This window comes from Bradyrhizobium sp. (assembly GCF_028868675.1).
GTDB lineage: Bacteria > Pseudomonadota > Alphaproteobacteria > Rhizobiales > Xanthobacteraceae > Bradyrhizobium.
Window position 1 is genome coordinate 1 of the sequence record NZ_JAGWUA010000029.1, and the last position, 23,964, is coordinate 23,964.

Sequence of the window (23,964 nt, forward strand, 5' to 3'; positions counted from 1 at the left end):
AGCGATTGGGAGAACCTGACGCCCGCTCAGGAGTTGACGAAGGTGACGGAGCGGCTCAAGGCCGCGCGCAAGGGCATCATCCTGCTGCACGACGCCCAGCCGCGGACGGCGGCCATGCTACCGGCCTTCCTGCGCTACCTCAGGGAGAATGGCTATCGCGTCGTGCACGTGGTTCCGGCGGGCCGCGGCGTGAAACAGGCCCGGATGGGAGCCGACACGACGCATTGATGCCGGAATGTCACGCCGTCGCAAAATGCGGCGAAATGAGGCCGATTAAGGCACTGTTCATGTTAGGCCGTGCAATCATTGGCAGGCCGGCCTCCGAACCGACGCAGACAGCGTCCAGACCAACGTTCGAGTTCGGCCGGGGTGGGTGTGAAGGCAGACGGTGGTTCATGATCGGCAGTGGAATTGGTGTCCGGACGCGATCCTGGATCGTGCCGTGCCTTAGAATTTCCCTTGGAATTTCCCTTGGAATTTGCCTTGGAATGCTGGCCGCCCCGATCGCCGGCACGCCTGCCGCCGCGGCAGCGGATTGTCCCGGCCATCCCGACGCCCTCGGCACCTCGCGCACCGTCGTGGTCGATCCGCGCGAGCATCCGCGCATCGGCACGATGCAATATCGCGAGACGCTGCCGCTCAGGGATCACGAGGTGGTGCTGACCTTCGACGACGGTCCGCTGCCGAAATATAGCAACCAGGTGCTGCAGATTCTCGCCAATGAATGCATCAAGGCGACCTTCTTCATCGTCGGCCGCCAGGCGCAGGCCAATCCCGAGGGCGTGCGCAAGCTCGTGGCCGCCGGCCACACCGTCGGCACCCACAGCCAGAACCATCCGCTGACCTTCGAGAAGATGCCGGTCGAGAAGGCGAAAGCCGAGATCGACGGCGGCATCGCGTCCACGACGGCGGCGCTGAGCGATCCGTCGGCGCTGGCGCCGTTCTTCCGCATCCCCGGCCTGTTGCGCGCTCAGGGCGTCGAGGACCTCCTCGCCTCGCGCGGCATACAGGTCTGGAGCGCCGATTTTCCGGCCGACGACTGGCGGCATGTCTCCGGCGAGCGCGTCCATCAGCTCGCGATGCAGCGGTTGGAGGCGAAGGGCAAGGGTATCCTGCTCTTGCACGACATCCAGCCGCGCACAGTCGCCGCGCTGCCAAAGATCATCCACGACCTGAAGGCGCGCGGCTACCGGATCGTGCACGTGGTGCCGGCGACGGCCGATCGTCCGGCGACGCCGACCGAGCCGACCGAGTGGCTGTTGCATCCGCAGTCGGAGAGCGTGCCGGTCGCGCGCTGGCCGAAGATTCCGAACTTCGTGTTCGCGCAAGGCGAGCCGCTGCCGGCGCCGGCGCTGGCGGATTTGAACGCCGAGCTGCCGCGGCAGCCGGCCCTGCCGCGCCGATCCGCGGGCGAGGCGGATGCGGCGGCGCTGCCGGTGCCCGGGCGGGACGTCTTCGAGATCCCGGAGAAATCGCTCGCCGTCCTGCTCACGACGTCGTCCCGGCGCGGCGCCACGAGAACGGCTTCCGCCGAAACCGGACACAGGTCGCACGCCGTCGCCAGGGGCAAAGCCAGGACGCCGGCCAGATCGCATGGCCGGCAGCACGCACACGCCGCGCACACCGCGCCGAAGGGGACGACCGGAGGCACGGCCGCCAAGCCGCGTCCGACGCGGCTTGCCAGCCTGAAGAAGCGCTGAGCCGCGACGTCAGGGCGTGACGATCTTGGCGACGCAGAGCAGCACGATCAGCGCCAGGAAGAACAGATCCATGTAGGACTTCAGTTCGCCGTCGCGGCGCAGTCTTGCCGCGTCCATGACGATCTGCTTGCGCGCCGCATTGGCGCCGGTGGCTTCATTGAACGCGGCCTGCAGCCGGCGCGCCTCGGCCTCCAGCTTCTCGATCTTCTGGAAGAAGTAGAACGAGCGCAGCGTCGAGGCGGCGCGCATCGCGCTGTAGACGAGCACCAGAATCGCAAGCATGGCCCGGTTCGGATACTTCTCGATAAAGTTCAGGCTGAAAAAGACCACCGCCATGAATGCGAAGTTCGACACGAAGCGGTAGAGGAAGCTCAGGAAGACCATGCTTGTTCCAGCCTAGGTCGCAAGCGGATGTCGCGTTGCGGATTGCGGGATCATCGGTGGATTGCCGCCGGACTGCACGCTGCGGCCGCTGGTCCACGCCAACGTTGTTACAGTTTCCGCTGCCTGTACGACGCGGGCCGGGAATCGCCCGGAGGTGCGCGCGCCGTGGCGTTTTAGCGGGGCGCCGTCATAATGCAAGGTGTCGGGAGCGCCGTGCGATGCTGCACGCCGCCTGCGGTGCGAGGTGCAGCGGCGCGATGGAGCTTCAGCACAAGTCGCGATACACTGGGTTTGCCACCAGATGTGGGATCTGCCGATGCCGAGAAAGGGAATCACGGGCCACGACGAATGGGTCCTCACCGAGGCTCTGGCGACCGCACTCGTCGCGCTGGAGCAACTCGCGCCCAAGCACCGGCCGCTGGCGCATATGGAAGACCTCCGCAAGCTGCTTGCCAACGGCAAGGAGCCGCAGACCGTCAACCTGCACCTCGCCCAGGCCAAATGCCGGCTGTTTCCCGACCTCGACCCGCTGACGATCTACAAGGAATACGGCGTCGGCGACGAATACGGCTGAGGACCGCGCGGCCAGGGCCGAACCGTGATCGAGGGACTTGCAATCCGGCAATCTGCCGTTATTCTTAGGGCATATTGCCGGACCGTGTCAGAGCGTGCCGATGTCCGTTGTTGAAATCGTAGCAGAAAAGCTGGGAGGCCGTTCCGTGCTTGGCGGCGTCGTGCGCTCGCAAGCCGATCTCGCCCTGGCTGTCCGCAGGCGGCTGCCCCTCACCGCTCTCCAGGGGCTGGCCCGGGCCGGGCTGAGCGATCAGGAGATCGAGCAGTTCGTCATCCCGCAGCGCACGCGCCGTCATCGCGTCGTGAAGAACCAACCGTTGACGGTTGAGGAATCCGATCGCGCGGTCCGCCTGCTGCGCATCCAGACTCTCGCCGAGGAGACGTTCGCAGACGTCGGCAAGGCGAACATATGGCTCCGCCGACCGCTGGCGGAATTGCACAAGGAGACGCCGTTGGCCGTCGCGCAAACCGAGGCGGGCGCGCGCGTCATCGAGACCATTCTCGGCAAGATCGCCTGGGGTGCGGCCGCCTGATGCTGCTCTGGCGCCTGTCGGGTGCGCAACATGCGAGGGCGTTCGATGGCGGCTACGGGCTACTGTTCGATGGACGCTGGAACACGATCGGTCACCCCGTCACCTACTGCGCCACGTCACCTGCCCTGTGCGTGCTGGAAAAGCTCGTGCATGTGGAGGATCCGATGCTCCTGCCCGAACTGGTGATGGTGCGCTACGACGTGCCCGATGATCTGGCCGTCGAGACCCGCGCAGTTGCCGATCTGCCCTCGGATTGGCGGCATCGGGAGAGCTGGACGCAGCGGCAGGGCGATCAATGGCATGCCTCGGTGTCGACGCCGCTCCTGCGCGTTCCGTCCGCGATCGTTCCCTTGGATCGGTCGCCCGACCTGAACGTGCTGATCAACCACCGGCATGCGGACGCCGCGCGCATCTCGATCGTCGCCGCGGAGCGCTTCGTGCTCGATCCGCGGCTGTTCTAGCTGCGGATGCGCCACTGAGCCGAGTGGCGTCCGAGAGATTGCGAATTTCGAGGCTGGTGCGCTCGGAGGGACTCGAACCCCCACGATTTTACTCACTGCCACCTCAAGGCAGCGCGTCTACCAGTTCCGCCACGAGCGCTTGGGAAGCCGGCTGAGGGCTGAAGCCCGGCCGGATCGACGGCGCCGATGTAACAAATCGATCAGGGGGGGACAAGCCTGCCGATGCCCCTAAGCCCACAAGCTCCGGGGGAGAAGTTCCCCCGCTTTTTGGCCGGCCCCTACCGGCTTCCGGGCGAGCGCGGCAGCATCTGCTTGACCTCAACCGCAATCCGGTTGCGGTCCACCAGCACCACGCCGCTGGCAACGGGCAGATTGTTGGCCAGGACCTTGACCTCGTCGGCCTCGGTCGAGTCCAGTTCGATGATGGCGCCGCGGGAAAGACGCAATACCTGGTGGATCGGCATGGTGGTGGTCCCGAGGACCACCATGAGATCCACGTTGACTTTATCGAGAGTTGGCACTTCGGCACCACCGCAACTTGAGACCGGACATTTGCGCCTGCGATCATCACCACGTTATGGTTAGGCAATGGTTAACGACCGCCAAGACCTCGATTTGACGCTGTTTTCCGGCCCGGTGGGCGAGCCGGTGGAATGGCGCATCTCCGCCGCGCCGGTGGCCTATCCGGAGGCCGTGGCCGCCATGGAGGCGCGCGCGGCCGCGATCGCAGCCGGGCAGGCCCGAGAGCTGGTCTGGCTGCTGGAGCACCCCCCACTCTATACCTCCGGTACCTCCGGCAAGCCCGCCGACTTGCTCGAGGGGCGCTTTCCCGTCTTTGCCACCGGCCGCGGCGGGCAACTGACCTATCACGGCCCCGGGCAGCGGGTGGCCTATGTGATGCTCGATCTCAAGCGCCGCCGGCCCGACGTGCGGGCCTTTGTGGCAAGCCTAGAGGAATGGATCATCCGGACGCTCGCCGTCTTCAACGTCCGCGGCGAGCGGCGCGAGGACCGGATCGGTGTCTGGGTCGGGCGTCCGGACAAGGGATCGGGTCATGAGGACAAGATCGCCGCCATCGGCGTGCGGTTGAGGCGCTGGGTCTCGTTCCATGGCATCGCGATCAACGTCGAGCCCGACCTATCGCATTTCGAAGGTATCGTGCCCTGCGGCGTCGCCGACCCCCGCTACGGCGTCACCTCGCTGGTCGATCTCGGCCATCCCGTCACGATGGTCGATGTCGACATCGCGTTGCGCCAGGCGTTTGAGCAGGTATTCGGTTCCGTCACGACGTCACAGCCGGAGGCCGCGGCCTAGAGTCGCCGTGAAGGTCCTCGGATCTGCGACGCAAGACCTCATCCTGGGGGCAACCGAATCTGCCGCAAGGGGCGGAACCAAATCGGCATTGAGGCGTTTGCCCCCGTCGAGGCGGGGTCGAGAATGGTCAAAAAGCTGAACCAACAGAAGGACTTGTTCGAGAGTGAGCGGAGTTTCCGGCTGTTGGTGGAAGGAGTTGCGGACTACGCCCTCTACATGCTCGATCCCACCGGCATCGTCACGAGCTGGAACATCGGCGGGGAACGCATCAAGGGCTACGCGCCGACGGAGATCCTCGGCCAGCATTTCTCCCGTTTCTATACCCAGCCCGACCGCGCCAGCGGCAAGCCGCTACGCGCGCTCCGGATTGCGCGAGAACAGGGCCGCTACGAGGAGGAAGGCTGGCGCGTCCGCAAGGACGGCACCTTCTTCTGGGCCAGCGTCATCATCGATCCCATCTACGAGGACGGCAATCTCGTCGGCTTCGCGAAGGTCACCCGCGACATCACCGAGCGGCGCAATGCCCAGCTCAAGCTGGAAGCGATGCAGAAGCAGCTCGCCGAATCCCAGAAGCTGGATGCGCTCGGCCAGCTCACCGGTGGCGTCGCGCACGACTTCAACAATCTGCTGATGATCATCAGCGGCAGTCTCCACGTCCTGAAGAGAAGCGCGGGCGACGACGACAGGCTGCAGCGCGCGATCTCCGCGATCGATACCGCAACCAAACGCGGTGCCGCGCTCACCAGTCAGCTCCTGACCTTCGCGCGGCGGCAAAGCGTCAATCCGCAGTCGATCGATTTCGGCGAGCGGATCGCGGCCATCGGCGAGGTGCTCCACGCCGGCGTCGGCAGCTCGGTTAGGCTCGCCTTCGACATCGACCGCACCGTCTGGCCGATCAAGGCCGACGTCTCCGAGCTGGAGACCGCCTTGCTCAATCTCGTCATCAATGCGCGCGACGCGATGCCGGAGGGCGGCACCGTGACGATCAGCGCCGGCAACAGGTCGCTGTCCGATCCGCTGCGTTCCGGCGATTTCGTAGCGATCAGCGTCACCGATACCGGCGTCGGGATTCCCGCCGACGTACTGGACAAGATCTTCGAGCCGTTCTTCACGACCAAGCCGATGGGCAAGGGCACCGGGCTAGGCCTCTCCCAGGTGCATGGCTTTGCGCATCAGGCCGGCGGCACCGTGGAGGTCGATAGCGAGCTCGGCAAGGGCACGACCTTCACGATCCTGCTGCCACGCGAGATGGACGCGCCGCGCCGCGAGATCGCGGATATCGCGCAGTCCCGCGGCAGCGGCAGGGTGTTGCTGGTGGAGGACAATCCGGACGTCGCCGCCGTCAGCATCGCCCTGCTGGAGCAACTCGGCTATCAGGTCCGGCGGGTGGCCGACGCGGAAACGGCGCTGCGCGAAATCGAGCTCAACGGCGTCGACTTCGTGTTCTCCGACATCGTGATGCCCGGCAAGATGGACGGGCTCGGCCTCGCCCATCGGCTGCGGGAGATCCATCCCGGCCTGCCGATCCTGCTGGCCACCGGCTACAGCGACGTCGCAGCCGGCGTGCGCGGCAACTTCCCGATCCTGCGCAAGCCCTATGAGATCCACGAACTGAGCGAGGCGATCGCAAAGCTGCCGCGCTGAACGGCTATGTCGTTGTAAGCACCGAGAATGCCTCGCCCGCCCGACGCAGGTTCAACTCGTCCTCGCGCGCCGTTTCTTTCGTCACGCTGTCGACCCGCGCCGATGGCGGACCGTGCCGGCACAATGCGATCATCTCGGCCACCCGCAGCGCCGGTCCGGCGAACAGCGCCTCGACGCTGCCATCGCGGCGATTGCGCACCCAGCCTTCCAGCCCGCTCGTCACGGCCTGGTATTCGACCCACGCGCGATAGCCAACGCCCTGCACCCGGCCGCGGATCGTGACCTGGAGGATCGCCCGGCTCACGTCTTCAACCCGAGAAAGTCGGCGCTGCGCGTCTTGACGTCAGCCTCGCGCATGACGCGGCCGGTCAATTCCGCTGACGCAAGCCTCTTGAGATCCTTCGGCGACGTCCCCTCGCGCAGTGCCTTCAGCGTCTCGTACACGGCTTGCGTGGCGGCCGCGATCGGGGCATGGCCTTGCAGGGCGATTCTCACGCGCTGTGAGGCCAGGTAATCGAGCGCGCTCAGCTCCTCCGGCGCGCCACCGAGCACGATCGGCAGCCGCGTGGCGCCGGAGATCGCCGCAAGCTCCGCGCGCGACTTGATGCCGGTGAAGAACAACGCATCGACGCCAATGGCCTCGTAGGCCTGCGCGCGGCGGATCGTGTCCTCGATCGAAGTGATCGAGGCTGCGCCGGTGCGGCCCATGATGACCAGCGACGGATCGCTGCGGCCGTCGAGCGCCGCCTTCATCTTGCCGACGCCTTCCTCCAGCGGGATGAGCTGCGTCCTCGCTTCCCCAAAGGCCTGTGGCAGCAGCGTGTCTTCGATGGTGAGGCCGGCCGCACCCGCCGCCCCCAGCTCCTGCACGGTGCGCCGGACGTTGAGCGCATTGCCGTATCCATGGTCGGCATCGACCAGCACCGGCAGGCGGGAGGCGCGCGACATCCGCCGCATCTGCTCGGCGAGCTCGGTCAGTGTGATCAGTGCGATGTCGGGATCGCCCAGCACGGCGAGCGAGGCGACCGAGCCGCCGAACATGCCGAGCGTGAAGCCGAGATCCTCGGCGATGCGAATCGAGATCGCGTCATAGACCGAGCCTGGACGGATGCAGCCTTCGCCCCCGAGGATCGATCGCAATGCCTGGCGGCGGCTTCGAAAGGCCATGATGCTCTCTCTTGAAGAGTCCGCGGCGGCCGACGCATTCTCGGCCGTCATTGCGAGGAGCGAAGCGACGAAGCAATCCAGACTAGTCCCGCGGAGGCAGGTTGGATTGCTTCGCTTCGCCCGCAATGACGGTGCTTGCCGCACCGTTCGACTCCTACTTTACGCAAACTCCAGGATCAGCGCGTCGACCGCGAGCGTGGCGCCGGCGCTGGCGTGGATCTTCTTGACCGTGCCATCGCGCTCGGCGCGCAGCACGTTCTGCATCTTCATGGCCTCGACGACGGCGAGCGTCTCGCCGGCCTTGACCTCCTGACCTTCCGTCACCGCGATCGAGACCACCAGGCCCGGCATCGGGCACAAGAGCTTCTTGCCGGTGTCGGATGCGGTTGCGATCGGCATCAGCCGCGCGGAGGCTGCTTCCGTCTCGGTGAAGACGTAGACCGGCACCTCGACGCCCTGATGGGCGAGCCGCACGCCGTTCGCGATCGGGCGGGCCTGCACCGCGATGAAATGGCCGTCGATGGTGCCCTGCCACACCGGATCGCCCGGCTTCCACGGCGATACCAGCAGGTGACTGGCGGCCACCCTGCCGTCGCCATCGGTGAAACGCACCGCGATCGCCTCGCCCTCGCGCGCAATCTCGAGTTGGATATCTTCGCGACCGAGCCAGACCGCGCGGCGGCGCTCACGCTGCACGACGCGGCCGCCGAGTTGGCCCGAGACCTGCCGTTTGCGCTCGCCCAGCACGTGATCGATGAAGGCGCCGACGGCGGCGATCCGCCGCGCCACCTCGCCCTCGGGCGTGCGCGGCGCGAAACCCTTGGGAAACTCCTCGGCGATGAAACCGGTCGACAGCCTGCCCTCGCGCCAGCGCGGATGGCTCATCAGCGCCGACAGGAACGGGATGTTGTGGCGGATGCCGTCGACGTAGAACGCGTCGAGCGCGGTCGCCTGTGCCTCGATCGCGGCAGCCCGCGACGGCGCATGGGTGACGAGCTTTGCGATCATCGGATCGTAATGGATCGAGATCTCGCCGCCCTCCTGCACGCCGGTGTCGTTGCGCACGGTGATGCCGTCCTTGCTGGCTTCCGCCGGCGGGCGGTACTTCACCAGCCGGCCGATCGAGGGCAGGAAGTTGCGGAAGGGATCCTCGGCGTAGAGGCGCGATTCCACCGCCCAGCCGGTCAGCGTGACGTCCTTCTGCGCGATCTTGAGCTTCTCGCCGGCGGCGACCCGGATCATCTGCTCGACGAGGTCGATGCCGGTGACAAGCTCGGTGACGGGATGCTCGACCTGCAGGCGGGTGTTCATTTCCAGGAAGTAGAAGCTCTTGTCCTGGCCGGCGACGAATTCGACGGTGCCGGCGGAGTCGTAGTTGACGGCCTTGGCCAGCGCGACCGCCTGCTCGCCCATCTTGCGCCTCGTGGTCTCGTCGAGGAGCGGTGACGGCGCCTCCTCGATGACCTTCTGGTTGCGGCGCTGAATCGAGCATTCGCGCTCGCCGAGATAGATCACGTTGCCATGCTTGTCGCCCAGCACCTGGATCTCGATGTGGCGGGGATCCACGATGAATTTTTCGACGAAGACGCGGTCGTCGCCGAACGAGGCCTTGGCCTCGGCCTTGGCGAGTCCAAAGCCTTCCTCCACCTCATTGGTCGAATAGGCGATGCGCATGCCCTTGCCGCCGCCGCCAGCGGAGGCCTTGATCATCACGGGATAGCCGATCGCGTCGGCGATCTTGACCGCGTGGCGGGCGTCCTCGATCACGCCGAGGAAGCCGGGTACGGTCGAGACGTCGGCCTTGGCGGCGGCCTTCTTGGACTCGATCTTGTCGCCCATCGCCGCGATCGCGTCCGGATTGGGGCCGATGAAGACGACGCCGGCTTGCTTCAGCGCGCGCGGAAATGCCTCGCGCTCGGACAGGAAGCCGTAGCCGGGATGCACCGCTTCCGCGCCGGTCTGGCGGCAGGCCTCGACGATCTTGTCGATGACCAGATAGCTCTCGGCCGCGGCCGCCGGTCCGATCAGGACCGCCTCGTCGGCCATCTCCACATGCAGGGCGTCGCGGTCAGCCTCGGAATAGACCGCAACCGTCTGAATTCCCATACGGCGGGCAGTCTTGATGACCCGGCAGGCGATTTCGCCGCGATTGGCGATCAGAATTCGTTTGAACATGCTTTTCTTGAATCTGGACCCTGGGCGGGACCCCTCCCCGGCCGTTGGGGCCGTTCGAGAGCGGTCATGATCCTGTCGTCGTACAGCAAAATGGGCCGGAGGCAACGGGCAAATCCGCCTCCTTGCTGGCGTACCAGACACCTAGGGGCGGCTCGGTGAGGCCGGCTGGCTCGCCGGCTTCGCCCCCGGTCCGCACCCAGAAGAGCCAGCTTGCCGGTCGCCGGCAGACGCGGAAACATAATTCTGCAGGCAGTCGAACGGCGCACGGCGTTGTCGGTCCTCACGCCCGATGCACCGTTCCCGCCAACGGAACAAATTGCGCGCGAACGACGTTGGCTTGCGCTTCTGCCATGCCCGCGAATGCCCTGTACGATCGTCCAGGACCGGCCGTCATCCGTGCGGCCATCTGCCCATCGAGCCATAGCCATCGTGCCACGTCTGTGTGAGTATCGCTCCGGCACGTGCAGGCACGCATCACAACGGTCGACCCCTTGAACGACCCGCTGCCCGAGACCGTCGCCGCCGAACGGCTGCGGCAACATCTGGAAGAGATCGCCCGCGAGCGCGACAACGCCTATCGCGCGCTGCAGGAACGCGAGGCCGAACTCGCGCGCATCCAGCGCATCGGCAGGGTCGGCGGCGTCGAGGTCGACTTCCGCGAAGGTTTCAAGAATCGCCGCTCCCCGGAATATCTGATCATCCACGGCCTGCCGCCGGAGGCGGCCAACGAGAGCCATGAGGACTGGGTCAGCCGGATTCATCCCGACGATCGCGCGACGACCGTCCGGCACTTCTTCGACGTCCTGGCGGGCACCAGCGAAGACTATGCGACCGAGTACCGCATCATCCGGCCGAGCGACGGCGACATGCGCTGGATCCGCGTCGTCGCCAAGATCGAGCGCGATGCCGACGGCCGCGCCATCCGCCTGGTCGGCGCCCATATCGACGTCACCGACCAGATGCTCGCCCGCGAGACGCTGCGCGAGAGCGAGGAGCGCTTCCACCTGATCGCCGACAGCGCTCCGGTGCCGATCTGGGTGACGAAGCTCGACCGCAAGCGCTCCTTCGCCAACCAGGCCTATCTCGACTTCCTCGGCCTGCCCTTCGAGGAGGCCATCGACTTCGATTGGCGCAAGGTGCTGCATCCGGACGACCTGCCGCGCATCCTGCAGGAGCAGGTCGCAGGCGAATCCTCGCTCAAGCCCTTCGTGCTGGAGGCGCGCTACCGGCGCGCCGACGGGGAGTGGCGCTGGCTGCGCTCGGAATCGCAGCCGCGCTGGGACCCGACCGGCAAGCATATCGGCTTCATCGGGGTCGCCCACGACATCACCACCGCCAAGCAGGCCGAGACCGAGCTGCGGGGGCTGAACGAGACGCTGGAGGAGCGTATCGCCCAGCGCACCGCCGAGCTCGAATCCAACGAGGCACGGCTGCGGGCGATCCTGGAGACCAGCAACCAGTACCAGGGCCTGCTCGACCTCGAAGGCGAGCTGCTCTACGCCAACAAGACCGCGCTCGCCGGCATCCACGCCGAGCCGGCCGACGTGATCGGCAAACCGTTCTGGGACACGCCGTGGTTCACCACCACCGAAGGCATGAGCGAGACGGTGCGTAGCGCCTTCGACACCGTGCTGAAGGGTGAGGCGGTACGGATCGAGATGCATCTGCGGCTGCCGATCGGCGAGCGCCATTTCGATTTCAACATGCGCCCGGTGCTCGATCAGCACGGGCGGATCACCGGCGCGGTCCCCGAGGCCGTCGACATCACCGAGCGCCGCAGGGGCGAGGAAGCGCTGCGCCAGTCGCAGAAGATGGAGGCGATCGGGCAGCTCACCGGCGGCGTCGCCCACGACTTCAACAACCTCCTGACCATCATCCGCTCGGCGACGGACTTCCTGCGCCGCCGCGACCTGCCGGAGGAGCGCCGCCGCCGCTATGTCGACGCGATCTCCGAAACGGTGGATCGCGCCTCGAAGCTCACGGCGCAGCTCCTGGCCTTCGCGCGCCGCCAGCCCTTGACGCCTCAGGTCTTCAACGTCGGCGCGCAGGTCGAGGGCGTGGCGCAACTCGTCCGGCCACTGGTCGGCGGCCGCATCGACATCGTGGTCGACGTCCACGATCCCGACTGCTTCACCATCGCCGACGTCGCGCAGTTCGAGACCGCGCTGATCAACCTCGCCATCAACGCGCGCGACGCGATGCAGGACGAGGGCCGGTTGACGATCGCGGTGCGGAAGGTCGAGGGCATCCCGGCATTTCGCGCACAGGCGGCCCGCAGCGGCGCCTTCGTCGCGATCTCGATCGCGGACACCGGCTGCGGCATCGCGCCGGAAAACCTTGATGCGATCTTCGAGCCGTTCTTCACCACCAAGGAGGTCGGCAAGGGCACGGGGCTCGGCCTCAGCCAGGCGTTCGGCTTTGCAAAGCAGTCCGAAGGCGACATCGCGGTGGCGAGCACGCTCGGACAGGGCACCACCTTCACCATCTACCTGCCGCAGGCGGTCAGCCCGACCGCCGAGACCGAAGCCAAGGCGACGGCCGGCGAGCAGGCCGCCACCGGGCGCGGCTATCGCGTGCTGGTGGTCGAGGACGACGACGAGGTCGGCCGCTTTTCGACTGAGCTGCTGGAGGATCTCGGCTACGTCGTGCGGCGCGTCGCCGATGCGAACGCGGCGCTGTCGATCCTGGGCGAGGACGAGTTCGCCGTCGATCTCGTGTTCTCCGACGTCATCATGCCCGGTATGAACGGCGTCGAGCTCGCCGGGATCCTCCGGGAGCGCTATCCGGGCCTGCCGGTGGTGCTGACCAGTGGCTACAGCAACGTGCTCGCCGAGAGCGCCCATCGCGGCTTCGAGCTGATCCAAAAGCCCTACTCCGTCGAATCGCTGTCGCGCATCCTGCGCAAGGCGATCACGGAGAAGCGATCCGCGGCGCGGTGATTGAAACATTGGCGCGAACCTGCTTCAACGCCGTCATTGCGAGCGAAGCGAAGCAATCCAGATTGCGGAACGAACCTGGATTGCTTCGTTGCTTCGGCGCAAAATTGCTTCACAATTTTGTCGCGAGCTCCTCGCAATGTCGGCGCTGGCGCGCCGTCGGTCATGAGCGACCAGGAGACCGATTTTGCCGATCGCGCATGACGCCGCCTTCGCCTGGAGCATCATCGTACTTGCGACTGCGGGCGTCATCATCAGGCCGTTTCGGCTGCCAGAGGCAATCTGGGCGCTGGCCGGGGCCGGCGCATTGGTCGCGTTCGGGCTATTGCCCTGGCGCGACGCGCTCGCGGGCATCGAGAAGGGCGTCGACGTCTATCTCTTCCTGATCGGCATGATGCTGATTGCCGAGCTCGCCCGGCTCGAAGGCCTGTTCGATTACCTGGCGGCGCTGGCGGTCGAGCACGCGCGCGGCTCGCCGCAGCGGCTGTTCCTGCTGATCTATCTCGTCGGCACGCTGGTCACGGTGCTCTTGTCCAACGACGCCACCGCGATCATGCTGACACCCGCCGTCCATGCCGCGACCCGCGCCGCCGGCGCAAAGCCGCTGCCCTATCTGTTCGTCTGCGCCTTCATCGCCAATGCCGCGAGTTTCGTGCTGCCGATCTCCAACCCCGCCAACCTCGTGGTGTTCGGCGCGCACATGCCGCAACTCGCCGACTGGCTGCGCCAGTTCGCGATGCCCTCGCTCGCCTCCATCGTTCTGACCTATCTCGTGCTGCGCCTCGCCCTGCACCGCGCGCTGAGCGAAGAGACCATTGCCCGCCGCGTGCCGCACCGGAAACTCGGCCGCGGCGGCAAATTGACCGCGTGCGGCATCGCCGCAATCGGCGTCGTGCTGGTCACGGCCTCCGCGCTCGACCGTCCGCTCGGCCTGCCGACCTTCATCTGCGGCAGCGTCACGGCGGCGGCCGTGCTGCTGCTCAGCCGGCAATCGCCGTGGCCCGTGCTGAAGCACGTGTCCTGGAGCGTGCTGCCGCTGGTCGGCGGCCTCTTCGTGATGGTGGAAGCCTTGGTGCGCACCGGCGTGATCGGCCGGCTCAGCGCGCTCCTGCACGAGGCGGTCGCGCAATCCGTGCCCAGGGCGGCCTGGAGCGTCGGGATCGCCACGGCAATCGCCGACAACGTCGCCAACAATCTGCCCGTCGGGCTCGTCGCCGGCTCGGTCGCGGCCGCCGATCGCCTGCCAGCGCCGGTCGTCAGCGCCATCCTGATTGGCGTCGATCTCGGCCCGAACCTCTCGGTCACAGGCTCGCTCGCGACCATCTTGTGGCTGGTCGCGCTACGCCGCGAGCAGATCGAGGTCGGCGCCTGGACCTTCCTCAAGCTCGGCCTCTTGGTGACGCCGCCCGCCCTGGTCGCGACGCTGGCGGCGGCGATCTGGTAAGGCGCCGCTGCGGCACGGCGTGCGCGCGGCGCTTGCAATCAATCCCCGTTCGCTTCATGCATCAACCATGGATGCTGCACGGGACCAGCCACGCCCTGACACGGCCGCCACCGCGGCAGCGAGGCCAGCCTCGGTCGGCTCGCCACTCGAAGTGCTGCGCATCTTCCTCAAGCTCGGTGTGAGTTCGTTCGGCGGGCCGATCGCCCATATCGGCTACTTTCGCGACGAGTTCGTGGTGCGCCGGAAATGGCTTGACGAGCATGCCTATGCCGATCTGGTCGGCCTGTGCCAGTTCCTGCCTGGACCCGCCTCCAGCCAGGTCGGCTTCTCGATCGGGCTGATGCGGGCCGGGTATGCCGGCGCGCTCGCGGCCTGGGCCGGCTTCACCCTGCCCTCGGCCATGGCGCTCGTGCTGTTCGCCTATGGCGCCGGCGCGCTCGGCGGCCCGGTCGGCACCGGGCTGCTGCATGGCCTGAAACTCACCGCGGTCGCCATCGTCGCACAGGCCGTCTGGGGCATGGCGCGCTCGCTGTGCCCGGACCGGGAGCGGGCCTCCATCGCCGTGGCCGCGACCCTGATCATCCTGTTCAGCACCTCGTCGGTTGCGCAGATCGGAGCGATCGTGCTGGGCGGCCTCGCCGGACTCTGGCTTTGCCGCGACGGGACGTCGGCCCTTGCGAGCCACGTCGCGATGCCGGTGAGCCGCAAGGCCGGCCTGGTCGCGCTGACCCTGTTCTTCGCCCTGCTCGCCGGGCTGCCCGTGCTGCGCGGCCTGACAGGATCGTCCGGCGTGGCGCTGTTCGAGGCGTTCTATCGCTCCGGCGCATTGGTGTTCGGCGGCGGCCATGTCGTGCTGCCCCTGCTGCGCGAGGCATTCGTCACGCCCGGCTGGCTGGGCGATGACGCGTTCCTGGCCGGCTATGGCGCGGCGCAGGCGGTGCCGGGCCCGCTCTTCACCTTTGCTGCCTATCTCGGGACGGTCGTGACGCCGACGCCGCATGGCGTGGCGGGTGCCCTGCTCGGCCTTGTCGGCATCTTCCTGCCGGGGATGCTCGTGCTGCTCGGCATGCTGCCGTTCTGGAACTCCTTCCGCAAGCGCGCCGGCGCCCAGGCGATGATGCGCGGCGTCAACGCCGCGGTCGTCGGAGTATTGGGAGCAGCGCTCTACAATCCGGTCTGGACCACGACGGTGAAGTCTCCTGGCGACTTCGGGATCGCACTGGTCGGCTTCGTGCTGCTGGCCGTCTGGCGCGCCCCGCCGCTCGCGGTCGTGACGTTCTGTGCATTGGCGGGCGTCGTCGTCGGGCTGCGCTGAGCGGAAACTCACCGCGCCTTGAGCCCTTGCGACGGGCTCTCGACCAGGCGAGCGGCTACCAGCCGCACGGCCCGCTCGAGGCCGCCGCGGTGGTATCCTCGAGCTCGAAGTCGAACACGGCGAGCGCGATCGGCGCGGGCCGGTCCGCTGCCATCGCAAGCGCCTCTCGAATCTCCCGCGAGACGAAGGACTCGGCCCGCTGCCAGGCCTCGTCATTGTCGCCGCGGAAGGTGTAGAGCTTCTCCATCACGATCTTGTTGGCGGCAACGTCGATCACCGCGGCCCGCGCCCACTGCACCAGCGTGCTCGTCTTTTGGACGCCGCCGGCGATCCTGAATTTGGCATCGGACTGCGCCGACGGAATGAGCTGGTATCGCCGCTCCGCTCCGACGTCCTGCCGCAACGCCGCCATGAAGGCCCGCAGCCGCCTCTCGTGAGCGGCGGTCTGATCGACGGGCTCGCCCGACGTATCGAGATAGCCAAAATCCTCGACCGCAACGCTGACCGGCTGGGCTGCGTTGGCCGCCGCGTCCGCGTGCACGGGACGAATGCCCGGATCGGTCGCCAGAAGGGCAAGCACGCACAGGATTGGACGGAACCGACGCATGGCCGGACCTCCCATGATGGAGCCTTTGCAGCCGGAGATTGCGTCAGACCGGCGCCGGAGCGCAATTCACGTGGTCTTGACCGCTAAATCTTGACCGCGGCAAATCTTGCGCCGCCCATCGTCCTCTCCCGCACCAGGCCGACGAACAGGACGTAGGATCGGTAGAAGTCGTCGTGTCCAGCGGGAGTACCCGCCTGCTCCGCCTCGCGCCGCAGCGCCTCGTACATGCGCAGACGCTCAGCCAATATCCGGCCCCATGCCTCCGTCTCGTCCTCGACCCGCTCCATCGCAAAACCGGCGCAGCGCAGCAATTCGCAGTGCTCGTCGATACCGATCAGGGTTGCTGCCGCCATGCCGTCCCACAGCAACTGCCGGTCGGCCTCCGACAGCGGCCGGTGGACCACCCAGTTGGTGAAGGCGATGCGCCCGTTTGGCCGCAGCACGCGATGCGCCTCGCAAAGGGCACGCCCGAGGTCGGGGACGTGGAGCAAGGCCTCCTGGCTGACGACCGCGTCCGCGCTGGCGTCCGCCAGGGGCAGCGCGGTCACGTCGCCCTCGACGACCCGCACCCGAGCATCCAACCCGACGCGCCGCGTCAGTTCGGCCGCACCGGCGACCCGCGATGGCGTCAGCTCGATGCCGGTGACGTCGGCGCCGTAGCGATGCGCGAGATAGCGGGCCGGACCGCCGAGGCCGGCACACAAATCCACGACCGCGGTGCCGGCACCGATCTGCGCGCATGCGGCCAGCGCATCATTGGCGGCGAGACCGCCATAGTGATCCTGATCATGCGCGAACAGTTCGTCCGGACGCAATCCGTCGAGCGTGCCGCGAGCCGCCTCGAGCCTGGCCAGGATGATCTGCGCCGTGATCGGGTGACGTTCGTAGAAATCCACGGCAGTGCTGATCTGCGGCATCGCGAACGTTCCCCATGTCGACACTGCGCTCGAGCGAGTTAGCGAATTCTGTCACAAGAAGGCGGCCAGTCACGACAAGAATCTGTGCGGAGATGCGCTCCGGGACGACGGCAGACCCCGCAGCCGATCCATTCGATGGGGTGACGGCGGCAGATTGCCCCGGATTGTGGCTGCGACGTCACAGCCGGCGCGCCGAGGTCATGATGAGCTGCCGCAGCGATTCCAGCCGACGCCGCCCGCCGTCGACCGGCTCCTGAAATGAATGATCGATGGCACGAAACGGGCGCGAGGTCGGAAATGAAAGCATATCTGGTGCTCGACCTGACCGTGAACGATTTCGGCGGTTTCAAGAAATACATCGCCGAGATCCCCGCATTCATAGCGAAGCATTCGGGTCGGTACATCGTACGAGGGGTCGAGCCGACGACCATCGAGGGTGACTGGAATCCCGACCGACTGGTCATCATCGAATTTCCGGAACGCACCAACGCGGAAGCCTTCCTGGGCGACCCCGACGCTCAGAACCTGTTCAAGCTGCGCCACGCCACCGCGACGAGCAGGCTCGTGCTGGCCGACGGCTGCACGTGACCCGACCGAGGCATGTCACGACCCGACACTTGGCTCACACTGCGGCGCGGCGGGCGCAGCCGTGGGAGGCGCCTCCTCACCTTCGATATGGATCAGCGCGCGCGCCCCGTATTCCGTTTGCGTGGCGCGGACCACGTCACTCCGGCTGGCTCACTGGCAGGTTTGTGTTATCTAACGATCCTCGGCCTGGTATGGCGCGCACCAGGCGCGCGGGTTGGAGCAACATGACCGGATTTCTGACGTCCCGCTGGATTGGCGACTTCCTGTTCGCCTTCGGCGCGCTGTTTGCGATCATCAATCCCTACGGGCTGGCCTTCATATTCCTCGACCGGACGATCGGCCTTACGGACCGCGAGCGCGCGCGCATCGCGCTGCGCGTTGCGCTGTACGCCTTTGCCGTCCTGCTCGGCTCGTTGTTCGTCGGCAGCCACATCCTGAAGCTCTTCGGCATCTCGATGCCGGCGCTGCGCATTGCCGGCGGCCTCGTCGTGGCGGCCTCCGGCTGGTCGATGCTGCACGCGGTGCCGGCCGCGCCCGGCGGACACGCGACCTCGGCGGCCGGCTTTGCTGCGATTCAAAGGATGGCGTTCTTCCCGCTGACCATTCCGTTGACCACCGGTCCGGGCACCATCGCAACCGCAATCGCGATCGGCTCCCATCGGCCGGAGGATCTCGACGGCATGTTCACTTCGTCCATCGTCTTGTTCATCGTCGCCGTCGCAGTGTCGGCGTTGATCTATCATGCCTACGCAAAGTCGAGCGCCATGGCGCGGCTGTTCGGAGAGGAAGGCACGAGCGTGATCACGCGATTGTCCGCCTTTCTGCTGCTTTGCGTCGGGGTGCAGATCATCATCACAGGCGCCGTCGAGGTCGCGCGCTCCGTTCTCGACGACGCGGCGCAGATCTAGCGGGCGCGCCCGCGCGCGCCTCCGGCCTGCATCGCGGCCACCAGCACCACGTCGTGAAAATACATGCCGCCGGCGATGCCGCGGTCGTGCGAGGCCCACAGCTCGGGCAGGATTTCCACCTTCCTGCCGCCGCGCGCGTGCAGCTTGACGAGCCCGTTGTTCTCGGCGGCGGTGAGAAGCTTGCGCACCTGGGCGCCCGAGACGCCAAAACGGTCGCCGACGTCGGAGTAGCGCACCGCGGCGTGGGTGTCGCCGGCCTGCATCGCGGCCTGCAGCAGCGCAGCGAGGATCGGGTAGCCGGCCGCGTGGTTGAAGAACAAGAGCATGTTCGGCTGGGACAACAGGAGCCTCATGCCGAGATGGGCGAAGGTGAATGCGGTGCGGCGATGCAGCACCTGGAATGCCGCGTCCGGCTCCAGCACCGGCCGATAGTCATGATGCGGATAGAGCACCGCCAGCGGCGCATAGTGGGCCGCAAGCCAGGCGCGGTCGTGCGCCCGCGCCTTGTCGGTCAGCGCGAGAATGCGAACGCGACGATCCGTCTCCGACGGCCGCGACGTCATGAAGCCGGCCTCGCACAGCCGCGCCACCAGATGATCGACATGGCGGTCGCTGGCCATGCCCATCATCGCCAGCCACTTCTTCAGCGCCCCGATGGTGAGCCAGGTGTCGCGCCGCTCGATGTCCTGGGCCGCTTCGATGACCAGTGCGAGGATGTAGATGGAGAACCGGCCGGACTCGATCAGGAGCCGCACCAGGAACGGGTCGCCGTCATAGACGTCGAGGAAACGGTCGATGTATTGCCCCCGCGCGTCTGCAAGCCGCGGATGGCCGATGATGTCGTGATTGGTCACGCGCGGCGGCCCGCCCAGGAGCCGCTCGACCTCCGCGTCTTCCAAAGTGCCCCCTCCACGACATCGAAACAGCGGATTCGATATACGCAAAGTGTTGCGAACGCCAGAGCGTTCGCGGCCCGGTTCTTGCCAAACAGCGAGCGCGCCGGACGGCGCCGATCATCGGGCAACGAGGCTGCGGTGACCGCAATCTGTTCCGTACGTCGAAGCCGAATCTGCCCTAGCTTTTCGCGACCGCGGGAGCCCGGAGGAATTGACGATTTGTGCAGCTTCAGTCCGACCGACGGCCATGACCTGACGCCGGAATTCCGGCGAGGCTACACCCGTGCTTGCGCCGTCCTGGCGGCCATCCTTGCCGTCGAGCTGATCGCGGCGGTCTGGCTCGGGTAAGCCGCATACTTTCGGAATTTTTCAAAAGGACCTTTCATGACCGATGCCCGGACGAATTCCCGCACCGTCAGTGACATGCCCCGCATCGGGATCGGCTATGCCCTGATGCTGGCGGCGGTGGTGGCCTACGGACTGCACGCGCTGCTCGTTGCCGGCCCCGCGCTGCATGCCGCTGCGGAGCAGCACCTTGCACGCGCGATCGCCGAGGAGGACCACGACGTCTGCGGATCGTTCGGCATACGCCCGGGCACGGCCCAATTCCTCTCCTGCAGCCGAGCGCTCGCCATCATCCGGCAGCGGCAGTCCGACCGCGACAACGCGGCCGCGCAGGGAGTTCTGTAAGCGGTCCTGACGTTGTTCGCCGGCGAGCCGGGCGAAGTGTCCGGACTCGTCGCGCCGCTCAGTAGCAGCGCATGATGTTGACGGTGTGCTCTCCGCCGCCCCGACCGGGAACGGTGACGGTCTCGGACGGGCAGCTCGGCACATAGGGCCGATCGGACGGCACGACGTTCGGCGGATAGCGATGCACCCAGTCCCAGGGAACGTCGTAAGTGTAGGTGTAGCGGACGTCGCTGGGGAGCGGCTGGACGTACTCCGCCAGTGGCTCGCTGGCGTTCGGTCCGTAGAAGAAGGCGCCGCCGCCGGGCCATAAATTCCACGCGCCCCTGCCGTGGTGATGTCCGAAGCCCGGGGCGATGTGCGGATGGGCCATTCCGGCAACCGGCGCTCCGCCGGATCGTGCAAAGGTGTCGTCGACGGCAAACGTCAGCGCCACGGCGCTGAGAGAGGCGAGAACCGCCCCGCGAAATCTGTTCGTCATGATACGCACCAACTCTTTGGCTGTTCGACCGCTCCCCGGATCACGCTAGGCCGGGCCCTCCACCCCCGGCAAACTCATCCTTAATTGTTAGTTAAGGCGTAATCTTAACACGCCCCTGCGCGCCCGCCAGCCCGAACGGAGCGCCGCAAGAAGTCCGGGGCCGCCCGCTCCCCGATATTCCGCCAGCGCTCCGTGCAGGCTTTCGCCGCCTAAGAGTCCAGCCTCGCCAGTTTGAACCGGTCGAGCGGCACTTCGGCCCGCTCCGACAAGGACGGGACGACACCGCGGACGCCGGCCTCTCCCACTTGACGCTTGCATGAGGCTTCGTCCCCTGTAACAAAACCGTCATGCAGCAAGACTAGACGAAGGCGGCGGCCGCTTTCGGCCGCCAAGCCGCCTCATCGCAGGGAGAGATCTTGATGCGCCGCTCAATGCTGTTGCTGTCCGCCGGACTGACCTTGCTGTCCTCCGGGCTTGCGTCCGCGCAGAACGCCACGCCGAGAAACCTGATCCTGTTCGTTCCGGACGGCCTGCGCGCGCTGAAGGTCTCACCCCAGACCGCCCCCGCAATGGCCGAAGTCCGCGACAAGGGCGTCAACTTCAAGAACCCGCATTCGCTGTTTCCGACCTTCACCATGGCGAACGGTTCGGCGATGTCGACCGGGCACTATCTCGGCGACACCGGCGTGTTCTCCAACACCCTCTACACAGCCTACAGCTCGGGGCCAGCCGGCGGGACCGTCACCCCCTTCATCGAGAACGATGGCGTGCTCGGCGACATCGACGAGCATTTTGGCGGCAACTACCTCAACGAGGACACCATCCTGAAGCTCGCGCGCGACAAGGGGTTCAGCACCGCGGCACTCGGCAAGGTCGGTCCGACCTACCAGTTCGACCACACCGACCGTCCCGACAAGCCGGGCCTGCATTCGATCGTGTTCGACGATTCCACCGGCGGCAAGAACGGCGTTGCGCTGTCGGACGAGGTGAAGGCGGCGCTGACCAAGGCCGGCCTTCCCCTCGCCGCTCCCTCGCGCGGCGACAATGCCAAGGCGGGCGATGCCAGGACGCCCGGCACCACCGTCGCCAACGTGGCCCAGCAGGCCTATTTCGCCGACGTCGCGGCCAAGGTGGTGCTGCCGATGTTCAAGGCGCGCGGCAAGCCCTTCGTGCTGGTGTTCTGGTCGCGCGATCCCGACGGCAGCCAGCACAACACCGGCGACAGCCTCAACCAGATCAAGCCAGGCATCAACGGGCCGACCTCGATGGCCGGCATCAGGAACGCCGACGACAACCTCGCGCGATTGCGCAAGGCGCTCGATGAACTCGGGCTTGCCGCCTCGACCAATATCATGATCTCCGCCGACCACGGCTTTTCGACCATCTCCAAGGAGAGCAAGACCAGCGCCTCCGCCAAGGTCAGCTATGACGACACGCCGAAGGACTTCCTGCCGATGGGGTTTGTGGCGCTGGACCTTGCCAAAGCGCTCGACCTGCCGCTGTTCGACCCCAACGACAAGAACGCAAAGGTTGAAGGCAACAAGCACCCCAGGGCCGGCAACGGTATCCTCGGTAAGGATCCGACGAAGCCCGACGTCGTCGTCGCCACCAATGGCGGATCGGACCTGATCTACCTGCCGAACAGGGAGCGCAAGCTCGCCCGGCGCATCATCGGGGCGCTCCTGGAGCAGGATTATGCCAGCGGCATCTTCGTCGACGACGATCTCGGCAACTTCCCCGGCACGCTGCCGATGTCGCGGCTGAATCTGGAGGGCAAGGCGGCGACGCCGACGCCGTCCATCGTCGTCAACTTCCGCTCCTATGCCAGCGACTGCGGCGAGGCGCCGACCAACTGTTCGGTGCAGGTGGCCGACACCGTGCTGCGCCAGGGCCAGGGCATGCATGGCAGCTTCAGCCGCGGCGACACCATGAACTTCATGGCGGCGATCGGACCGGACTTCAAGGCGGGTTTTGCCGACGAGTTGCCGGTCAGCAACGCCGATGTCGGCGCCACCGCGGCAAAACTGCTCGGCCTCTCCGTCAAGCCGAAGGGCAAGCTGATCGGCCGCGCGATGACGGAAGCGATGCCGAACGGCGCGGCGCCTCAGGCCTATGCGGGTTCGGTGAAGTCGCGTCCCGCCGCGAACGGCCTGCGCACGGTCCTGAACTTCCAGCGCGTCGGTGCCCAGCGCTATTTCGACGTCGCGGGCTTCCCCGGCCGCACGCTCGGGCTCGAGGCTGAGAGCGACAAACGGAAAACGGCAGGGAAATAACCCCGCCGTCCCCAAACACGATAAATTGCGCGAAAACTTACAGGCCGATGTCGAACATGTTCGGCAGCTGGCCCGCCAGCGGCAGCGCGGTGGCACCGATGAAGGTCGCCACCATCGCCATCAGACGGCGATTGCCATGGCGCTTGCCGCGCATCTGGCCGGCGATCCACTCCAGCATCTCGCTGTTGACCCTGGAAGCATAGGCCGGCGCCCAGCTCTCGATCTCGGTCTCCGGCGCGAGCGCCACGCTGCGCGGCGGCACCGACAGGCCAGACGCGGAAGCCGCATGATGCGCCACGGCCTTGGCGAGCAGGTCGTCGAACCGGCCGCCGTCGGTGCGCTCGGTCGCGGCCTCGTTGATCTCGAACAGCGCCTCAGCTTCGGCGCGGCTGACCGGCTGGTCGTTGACAGCGACCGCGGTGAGGATGCGCGCGCACCAGGCGGCGTCATCGGCATCGAGCGAGCGGGAGAAATGCACCCTGCCCTTCGTGGTCGGGCCTTCGCCAGTGATCACGCCGTCGCGCACGACGGCCAGCGCATGCGCCGCGGTCTCGCGGCAGGACGGTTCCAGGGAATTGGGATCAACGGATTTCGACGCAGCGGCGGACATAGCTCACTTCCAGATTTCTGATTCCGGCCCACCATTTTCATGCGGGCGTAAACGAGTGGTTAACGATTGGATACCGGGATCGCGAGTTCTTTAGATGGTTGCCGATTGGTCGCTCTCGGGACCTTTTCGGTTTCATCCCGGCCCGGGGCCGCGCGTGATGCGGGTGATAAAAGGCAATATCGGGGCAGCCGGCACACAATCGCGCGCAACCGGTTATTTCGTCGCGGCAGCCATGACCGCAAGAAGATGCTAGGAGGTGCCGCGAGGCGGGAAGGATTTCACCTTTTGCGGCAAGGAGTTCACTTAAGCCATTTGAGGGCCTATACTCAAGCCGGACGCCTCCAGGACGAA

Annotated in this window: 23 protein-coding genes, 1 tRNA gene and 2 pseudogenes; 15 read left to right on the plus strand and 11 right to left on the minus strand. The window is 66.6% G+C overall.

The annotated features are described in order from the left end of the window. A pseudogene (locus KGM94_RS06350) lies at positions 1-228 on the plus strand (polysaccharide deacetylase family protein); the annotation flags it as partial. Between the two features lie 167 nt (positions 229-395). Further along, on the plus strand, positions 396-1,700 hold the full coding sequence (locus KGM94_RS06355; RefSeq protein ID WP_300256053.1) for a polysaccharide deacetylase family protein: 1,305 nt from the start codon (positions 396-398) through the stop codon (positions 1,698-1,700). A 9-nt stretch (positions 1,701-1,709) separates the two neighbouring features. Here KGM94_RS06355 and KGM94_RS06360 read toward each other — a convergent pair whose 3' ends face one another. Continuing rightward, positions 1,710-2,084 (minus strand): hypothetical protein, encoded by a 375-nt coding sequence (locus tag KGM94_RS06360; protein ID WP_300256055.1) that lies wholly within the window; start codon positions 2,082-2,084, stop codon positions 1,710-1,712. 316 nt (positions 2,085-2,400) lie between these two features. Between KGM94_RS06360 and KGM94_RS06365 the strand changes: the two genes are divergently transcribed. The 3 genes from KGM94_RS06365 to KGM94_RS06375 all read left to right on the plus strand — a co-directional run bounded on the left by KGM94_RS06365 (position 2,401) and on the right by KGM94_RS06375 (position 3,651). Beyond that, the gene (locus KGM94_RS06365; RefSeq protein WP_300256057.1) at positions 2,401-2,658 is read left to right on the plus strand and encodes a hypothetical protein; all 258 of its coding nucleotides are present in this window, start codon (positions 2,401-2,403) and stop codon (positions 2,656-2,658) included. 100 nt (positions 2,659-2,758) lie between these two features. Further along, entirely contained in the window at positions 2,759-3,190 is a 432-nt protein-coding gene (locus KGM94_RS06370) for an antitoxin Xre-like helix-turn-helix domain-containing protein (RefSeq protein ID WP_300256059.1), read from the plus strand. Continuing rightward, positions 3,190-3,651: an RES family NAD+ phosphorylase gene (locus KGM94_RS06375; protein ID WP_300256061.1), complete on the plus strand. Its 462-nt coding sequence runs from the start codon at positions 3,190-3,192 to the stop codon at positions 3,649-3,651. Before KGM94_RS06370 ends, KGM94_RS06375 begins: the two co-directional genes overlap by 1 nt. Before the next feature lie 54 nt (positions 3,652-3,705). Here the strand turns inward: KGM94_RS06375 and KGM94_RS06380 are convergent. Both KGM94_RS06380 and KGM94_RS06385 read right to left on the minus strand, forming a co-directional pair. Then, positions 3,706-3,790 (minus strand) — tRNA-Leu (locus KGM94_RS06380). Positions 3,791-3,929: 139 nt separating this feature from the next. Continuing rightward, positions 3,930-4,172 (minus strand): FliM/FliN family flagellar motor switch protein, encoded by a 243-nt coding sequence (locus KGM94_RS06385; protein ID WP_300256063.1) that lies wholly within the window; start codon positions 4,170-4,172, stop codon positions 3,930-3,932. Between the two features lie 67 nt (positions 4,173-4,239). Here KGM94_RS06385 and lipB point away from each other — a divergent pair, with 67 nt between their 5' ends. Together lipB and KGM94_RS06395 are read left to right on the plus strand one after the other, a co-directional pair. After that, positions 4,240-4,965 carry a lipoyl(octanoyl) transferase LipB gene (gene lipB, locus KGM94_RS06390; RefSeq protein WP_300256065.1) on the plus strand — a complete coding sequence of 242 codons (726 nt, stop codon included), beginning with the start codon at positions 4,240-4,242 and terminating at the stop codon, positions 4,963-4,965. 123 nt (positions 4,966-5,088) lie between these two features. Continuing rightward, positions 5,089-6,609, plus strand: a complete 1,521-nt coding sequence (locus KGM94_RS06395) for a PAS domain-containing sensor histidine kinase (protein ID WP_300256066.1) — start codon at positions 5,089-5,091, stop codon at positions 6,607-6,609. A 4-nt stretch (positions 6,610-6,613) separates the two neighbouring features. On the opposite strand, the gene KGM94_RS06400 is transcribed toward KGM94_RS06395, so the two are convergent. From KGM94_RS06400 to KGM94_RS06410, 3 genes are all read right to left on the minus strand, one after another. Next, positions 6,614-6,913 carry an acylphosphatase gene (locus tag KGM94_RS06400; protein ID WP_300256067.1) on the minus strand — a complete coding sequence of 100 codons (300 nt, stop codon included), beginning with the start codon at positions 6,911-6,913 and terminating at the stop codon, positions 6,614-6,616. Continuing rightward, positions 6,910-7,776, minus strand: coding sequence for an isocitrate lyase/PEP mutase family protein (locus KGM94_RS06405; protein ID WP_300256069.1), 867 nt, complete (start codon positions 7,774-7,776; stop codon positions 6,910-6,912). The genes KGM94_RS06400 and KGM94_RS06405 overlap by 4 nt, the downstream gene beginning before the upstream one ends. A gap of 159 nt (positions 7,777-7,935) precedes the next feature. Beyond that, positions 7,936-9,951, minus strand: a complete 2,016-nt coding sequence (locus KGM94_RS06410) for an acetyl/propionyl/methylcrotonyl-CoA carboxylase subunit alpha (protein WP_300256071.1) — start codon at positions 9,949-9,951, stop codon at positions 7,936-7,938. A gap of 461 nt (positions 9,952-10,412) precedes the next feature. On the opposite strand from KGM94_RS06410, the gene KGM94_RS06415 reads away from it, so the two are divergent. The 3 genes from KGM94_RS06415 (at position 10,413) to chrA (ending at position 15,646) form a co-directional block, all read left to right on the plus strand. After that, entirely contained in the window at positions 10,413-12,890 is a 2,478-nt protein-coding gene (locus KGM94_RS06415) for a PAS domain S-box protein (protein ID WP_300256073.1), read from the plus strand. Positions 12,891-13,080: 190 nt separating this feature from the next. Further along, positions 13,081-14,331: an arsenic transporter gene (locus KGM94_RS06420; protein ID WP_300256112.1), complete on the plus strand. Its 1,251-nt coding sequence runs from the start codon at positions 13,081-13,083 to the stop codon at positions 14,329-14,331. A 67-nt stretch (positions 14,332-14,398) separates the two neighbouring features. Beyond that, positions 14,399-15,646 (plus strand): chromate efflux transporter, encoded by a 1,248-nt coding sequence (chrA, locus tag KGM94_RS06425; RefSeq protein WP_300256075.1) that lies wholly within the window; start codon positions 14,399-14,401, stop codon positions 15,644-15,646. Between the two features lie 76 nt (positions 15,647-15,722). Here chrA and KGM94_RS06430 read toward each other — a convergent pair. Together KGM94_RS06430 and KGM94_RS06435 are read right to left on the minus strand one after the other, a co-directional pair. Beyond that, a pseudogene (locus KGM94_RS06430) lies at positions 15,723-16,268 on the minus strand (DUF2380 domain-containing protein); the annotation flags it as partial. Between the two features lie 68 nt (positions 16,269-16,336). Beyond that, positions 16,337-17,170, minus strand: coding sequence for a class I SAM-dependent methyltransferase (locus KGM94_RS06435; protein WP_300256077.1), 834 nt, complete (start codon positions 17,168-17,170; stop codon positions 16,337-16,339). A 297-nt stretch (positions 17,171-17,467) separates the two neighbouring features. Between KGM94_RS06435 and KGM94_RS06440 the strand changes: the two genes are divergently transcribed. Beyond that, a complete protein-coding gene (locus KGM94_RS06440) occupies positions 17,468-17,758 on the plus strand; it encodes a DUF1330 domain-containing protein (protein WP_300256079.1) in 291 nt (96 codons plus the stop codon). Positions 17,759-17,982: 224 nt separating this feature from the next. Then, positions 17,983-18,666: a MarC family protein gene (locus KGM94_RS06445; RefSeq protein ID WP_300256081.1), complete on the plus strand. Its 684-nt coding sequence runs from the start codon at positions 17,983-17,985 to the stop codon at positions 18,664-18,666. Here the strand turns inward: KGM94_RS06445 and KGM94_RS06450 are convergent. After that, a complete protein-coding gene (locus KGM94_RS06450; protein ID WP_300256082.1) occupies positions 18,663-19,565 on the minus strand; it encodes a hypothetical protein in 903 nt (300 codons plus the stop codon). The genes KGM94_RS06445 and KGM94_RS06450 overlap by 4 nt on opposite strands. Positions 19,566-19,781: 216 nt before the next feature. Here KGM94_RS06450 and KGM94_RS06455 point away from each other — a divergent pair, with 216 nt between their 5' ends. Both KGM94_RS06455 and KGM94_RS06460 read left to right on the plus strand, forming a co-directional pair. Next, the gene (locus KGM94_RS06455) at positions 19,782-19,910 is read left to right on the plus strand and encodes a hypothetical protein (RefSeq protein ID WP_300256083.1); all 129 of its coding nucleotides are present in this window, start codon (positions 19,782-19,784) and stop codon (positions 19,908-19,910) included. Between the two features lie 36 nt (positions 19,911-19,946). Further along, positions 19,947-20,252, plus strand: coding sequence for a hypothetical protein (locus tag KGM94_RS06460; RefSeq protein WP_300256085.1), 306 nt, complete (start codon positions 19,947-19,949; stop codon positions 20,250-20,252). A 58-nt stretch (positions 20,253-20,310) separates the two neighbouring features. On the opposite strand, the gene KGM94_RS06465 is transcribed toward KGM94_RS06460, so the two are convergent. Continuing rightward, a complete protein-coding gene (locus KGM94_RS06465) occupies positions 20,311-20,730 on the minus strand; it encodes a hypothetical protein (protein WP_300256087.1) in 420 nt (139 codons plus the stop codon). A gap of 419 nt (positions 20,731-21,149) precedes the next feature. Here KGM94_RS06465 and KGM94_RS06470 point away from each other — a divergent pair, with 419 nt between their 5' ends. Beyond that, positions 21,150-23,003 (plus strand): nucleotide pyrophosphatase/phosphodiesterase family protein, encoded by a 1,854-nt coding sequence (locus KGM94_RS06470; protein WP_300256114.1) that lies wholly within the window; start codon positions 21,150-21,152, stop codon positions 23,001-23,003. A 37-nt stretch (positions 23,004-23,040) separates the two neighbouring features. On the opposite strand, the gene KGM94_RS06475 is transcribed toward KGM94_RS06470, so the two are convergent. Then, on the minus strand, positions 23,041-23,613 hold the full coding sequence (locus KGM94_RS06475) for a hypothetical protein (protein ID WP_300256088.1): 573 nt from the start codon (positions 23,611-23,613) through the stop codon (positions 23,041-23,043). Positions 23,614-23,964 lie beyond the last annotated feature (351 nt).

Bases quoted from the DNA above. Each gene is read 5' to 3' on its own strand.
- KGM94_RS06440 (WP_300256079.1), top strand. From the start codon at position 17,468: ATGAAAGCATATCTGGTGCTCGACCTGACCGTGAACGATTTCGGCGGT.
- lipB (WP_300256065.1), top strand. From the start codon at position 4,240: ATGGTTAACGACCGCCAAGACCTCGATTTGACGCTGTTTTCCGGCCCG.
- KGM94_RS06355 (WP_300256053.1), top strand. From the start codon at position 396: ATGATCGGCAGTGGAATTGGTGTCCGGACGCGATCCTGGATCGTGCCG.
- KGM94_RS06435 (WP_300256077.1), bottom strand. From the start codon at position 17,170: ATGCCGCAGATCAGCACTGCCGTGGATTTCTACGAACGTCACCCGATC.
- KGM94_RS06465 (WP_300256087.1), bottom strand. From the start codon at position 20,730: ATGACGAACAGATTTCGCGGGGCGGTTCTCGCCTCTCTCAGCGCCGTG.
- KGM94_RS06445 (WP_300256081.1), top strand. From the start codon at position 17,983: ATGACCGGATTTCTGACGTCCCGCTGGATTGGCGACTTCCTGTTCGCC.
- chrA (WP_300256075.1), top strand. From the start codon at position 14,399: ATGGATGCTGCACGGGACCAGCCACGCCCTGACACGGCCGCCACCGCG.
- KGM94_RS06375 (WP_300256061.1), top strand. From the start codon at position 3,190: ATGCTGCTCTGGCGCCTGTCGGGTGCGCAACATGCGAGGGCGTTCGAT.
- KGM94_RS06370 (WP_300256059.1), top strand. From the start codon at position 2,759: ATGTCCGTTGTTGAAATCGTAGCAGAAAAGCTGGGAGGCCGTTCCGTG.
- KGM94_RS06475 (WP_300256088.1), bottom strand. From the start codon at position 23,613: ATGTCCGCCGCTGCGTCGAAATCCGTTGATCCCAATTCCCTGGAACCG.
- KGM94_RS06365 (WP_300256057.1), top strand. From the start codon at position 2,401: ATGCCGAGAAAGGGAATCACGGGCCACGACGAATGGGTCCTCACCGAG.
- KGM94_RS06470 (WP_300256114.1), top strand. From the start codon at position 21,150: ATGCGCCGCTCAATGCTGTTGCTGTCCGCCGGACTGACCTTGCTGTCC.
- KGM94_RS06460 (WP_300256085.1), top strand. From the start codon at position 19,947: ATGACCGATGCCCGGACGAATTCCCGCACCGTCAGTGACATGCCCCGC.
- KGM94_RS06360 (WP_300256055.1), bottom strand. From the start codon at position 2,084: ATGGTCTTCCTGAGCTTCCTCTACCGCTTCGTGTCGAACTTCGCATTC.
- KGM94_RS06410 (WP_300256071.1), bottom strand. From the start codon at position 9,951: ATGTTCAAACGAATTCTGATCGCCAATCGCGGCGAAATCGCCTGCCGG.
- KGM94_RS06405 (WP_300256069.1), bottom strand. From the start codon at position 7,776: ATGGCCTTTCGAAGCCGCCGCCAGGCATTGCGATCGATCCTCGGGGGC.
- KGM94_RS06395 (WP_300256066.1), top strand. From the start codon at position 5,089: ATGGTCAAAAAGCTGAACCAACAGAAGGACTTGTTCGAGAGTGAGCGG.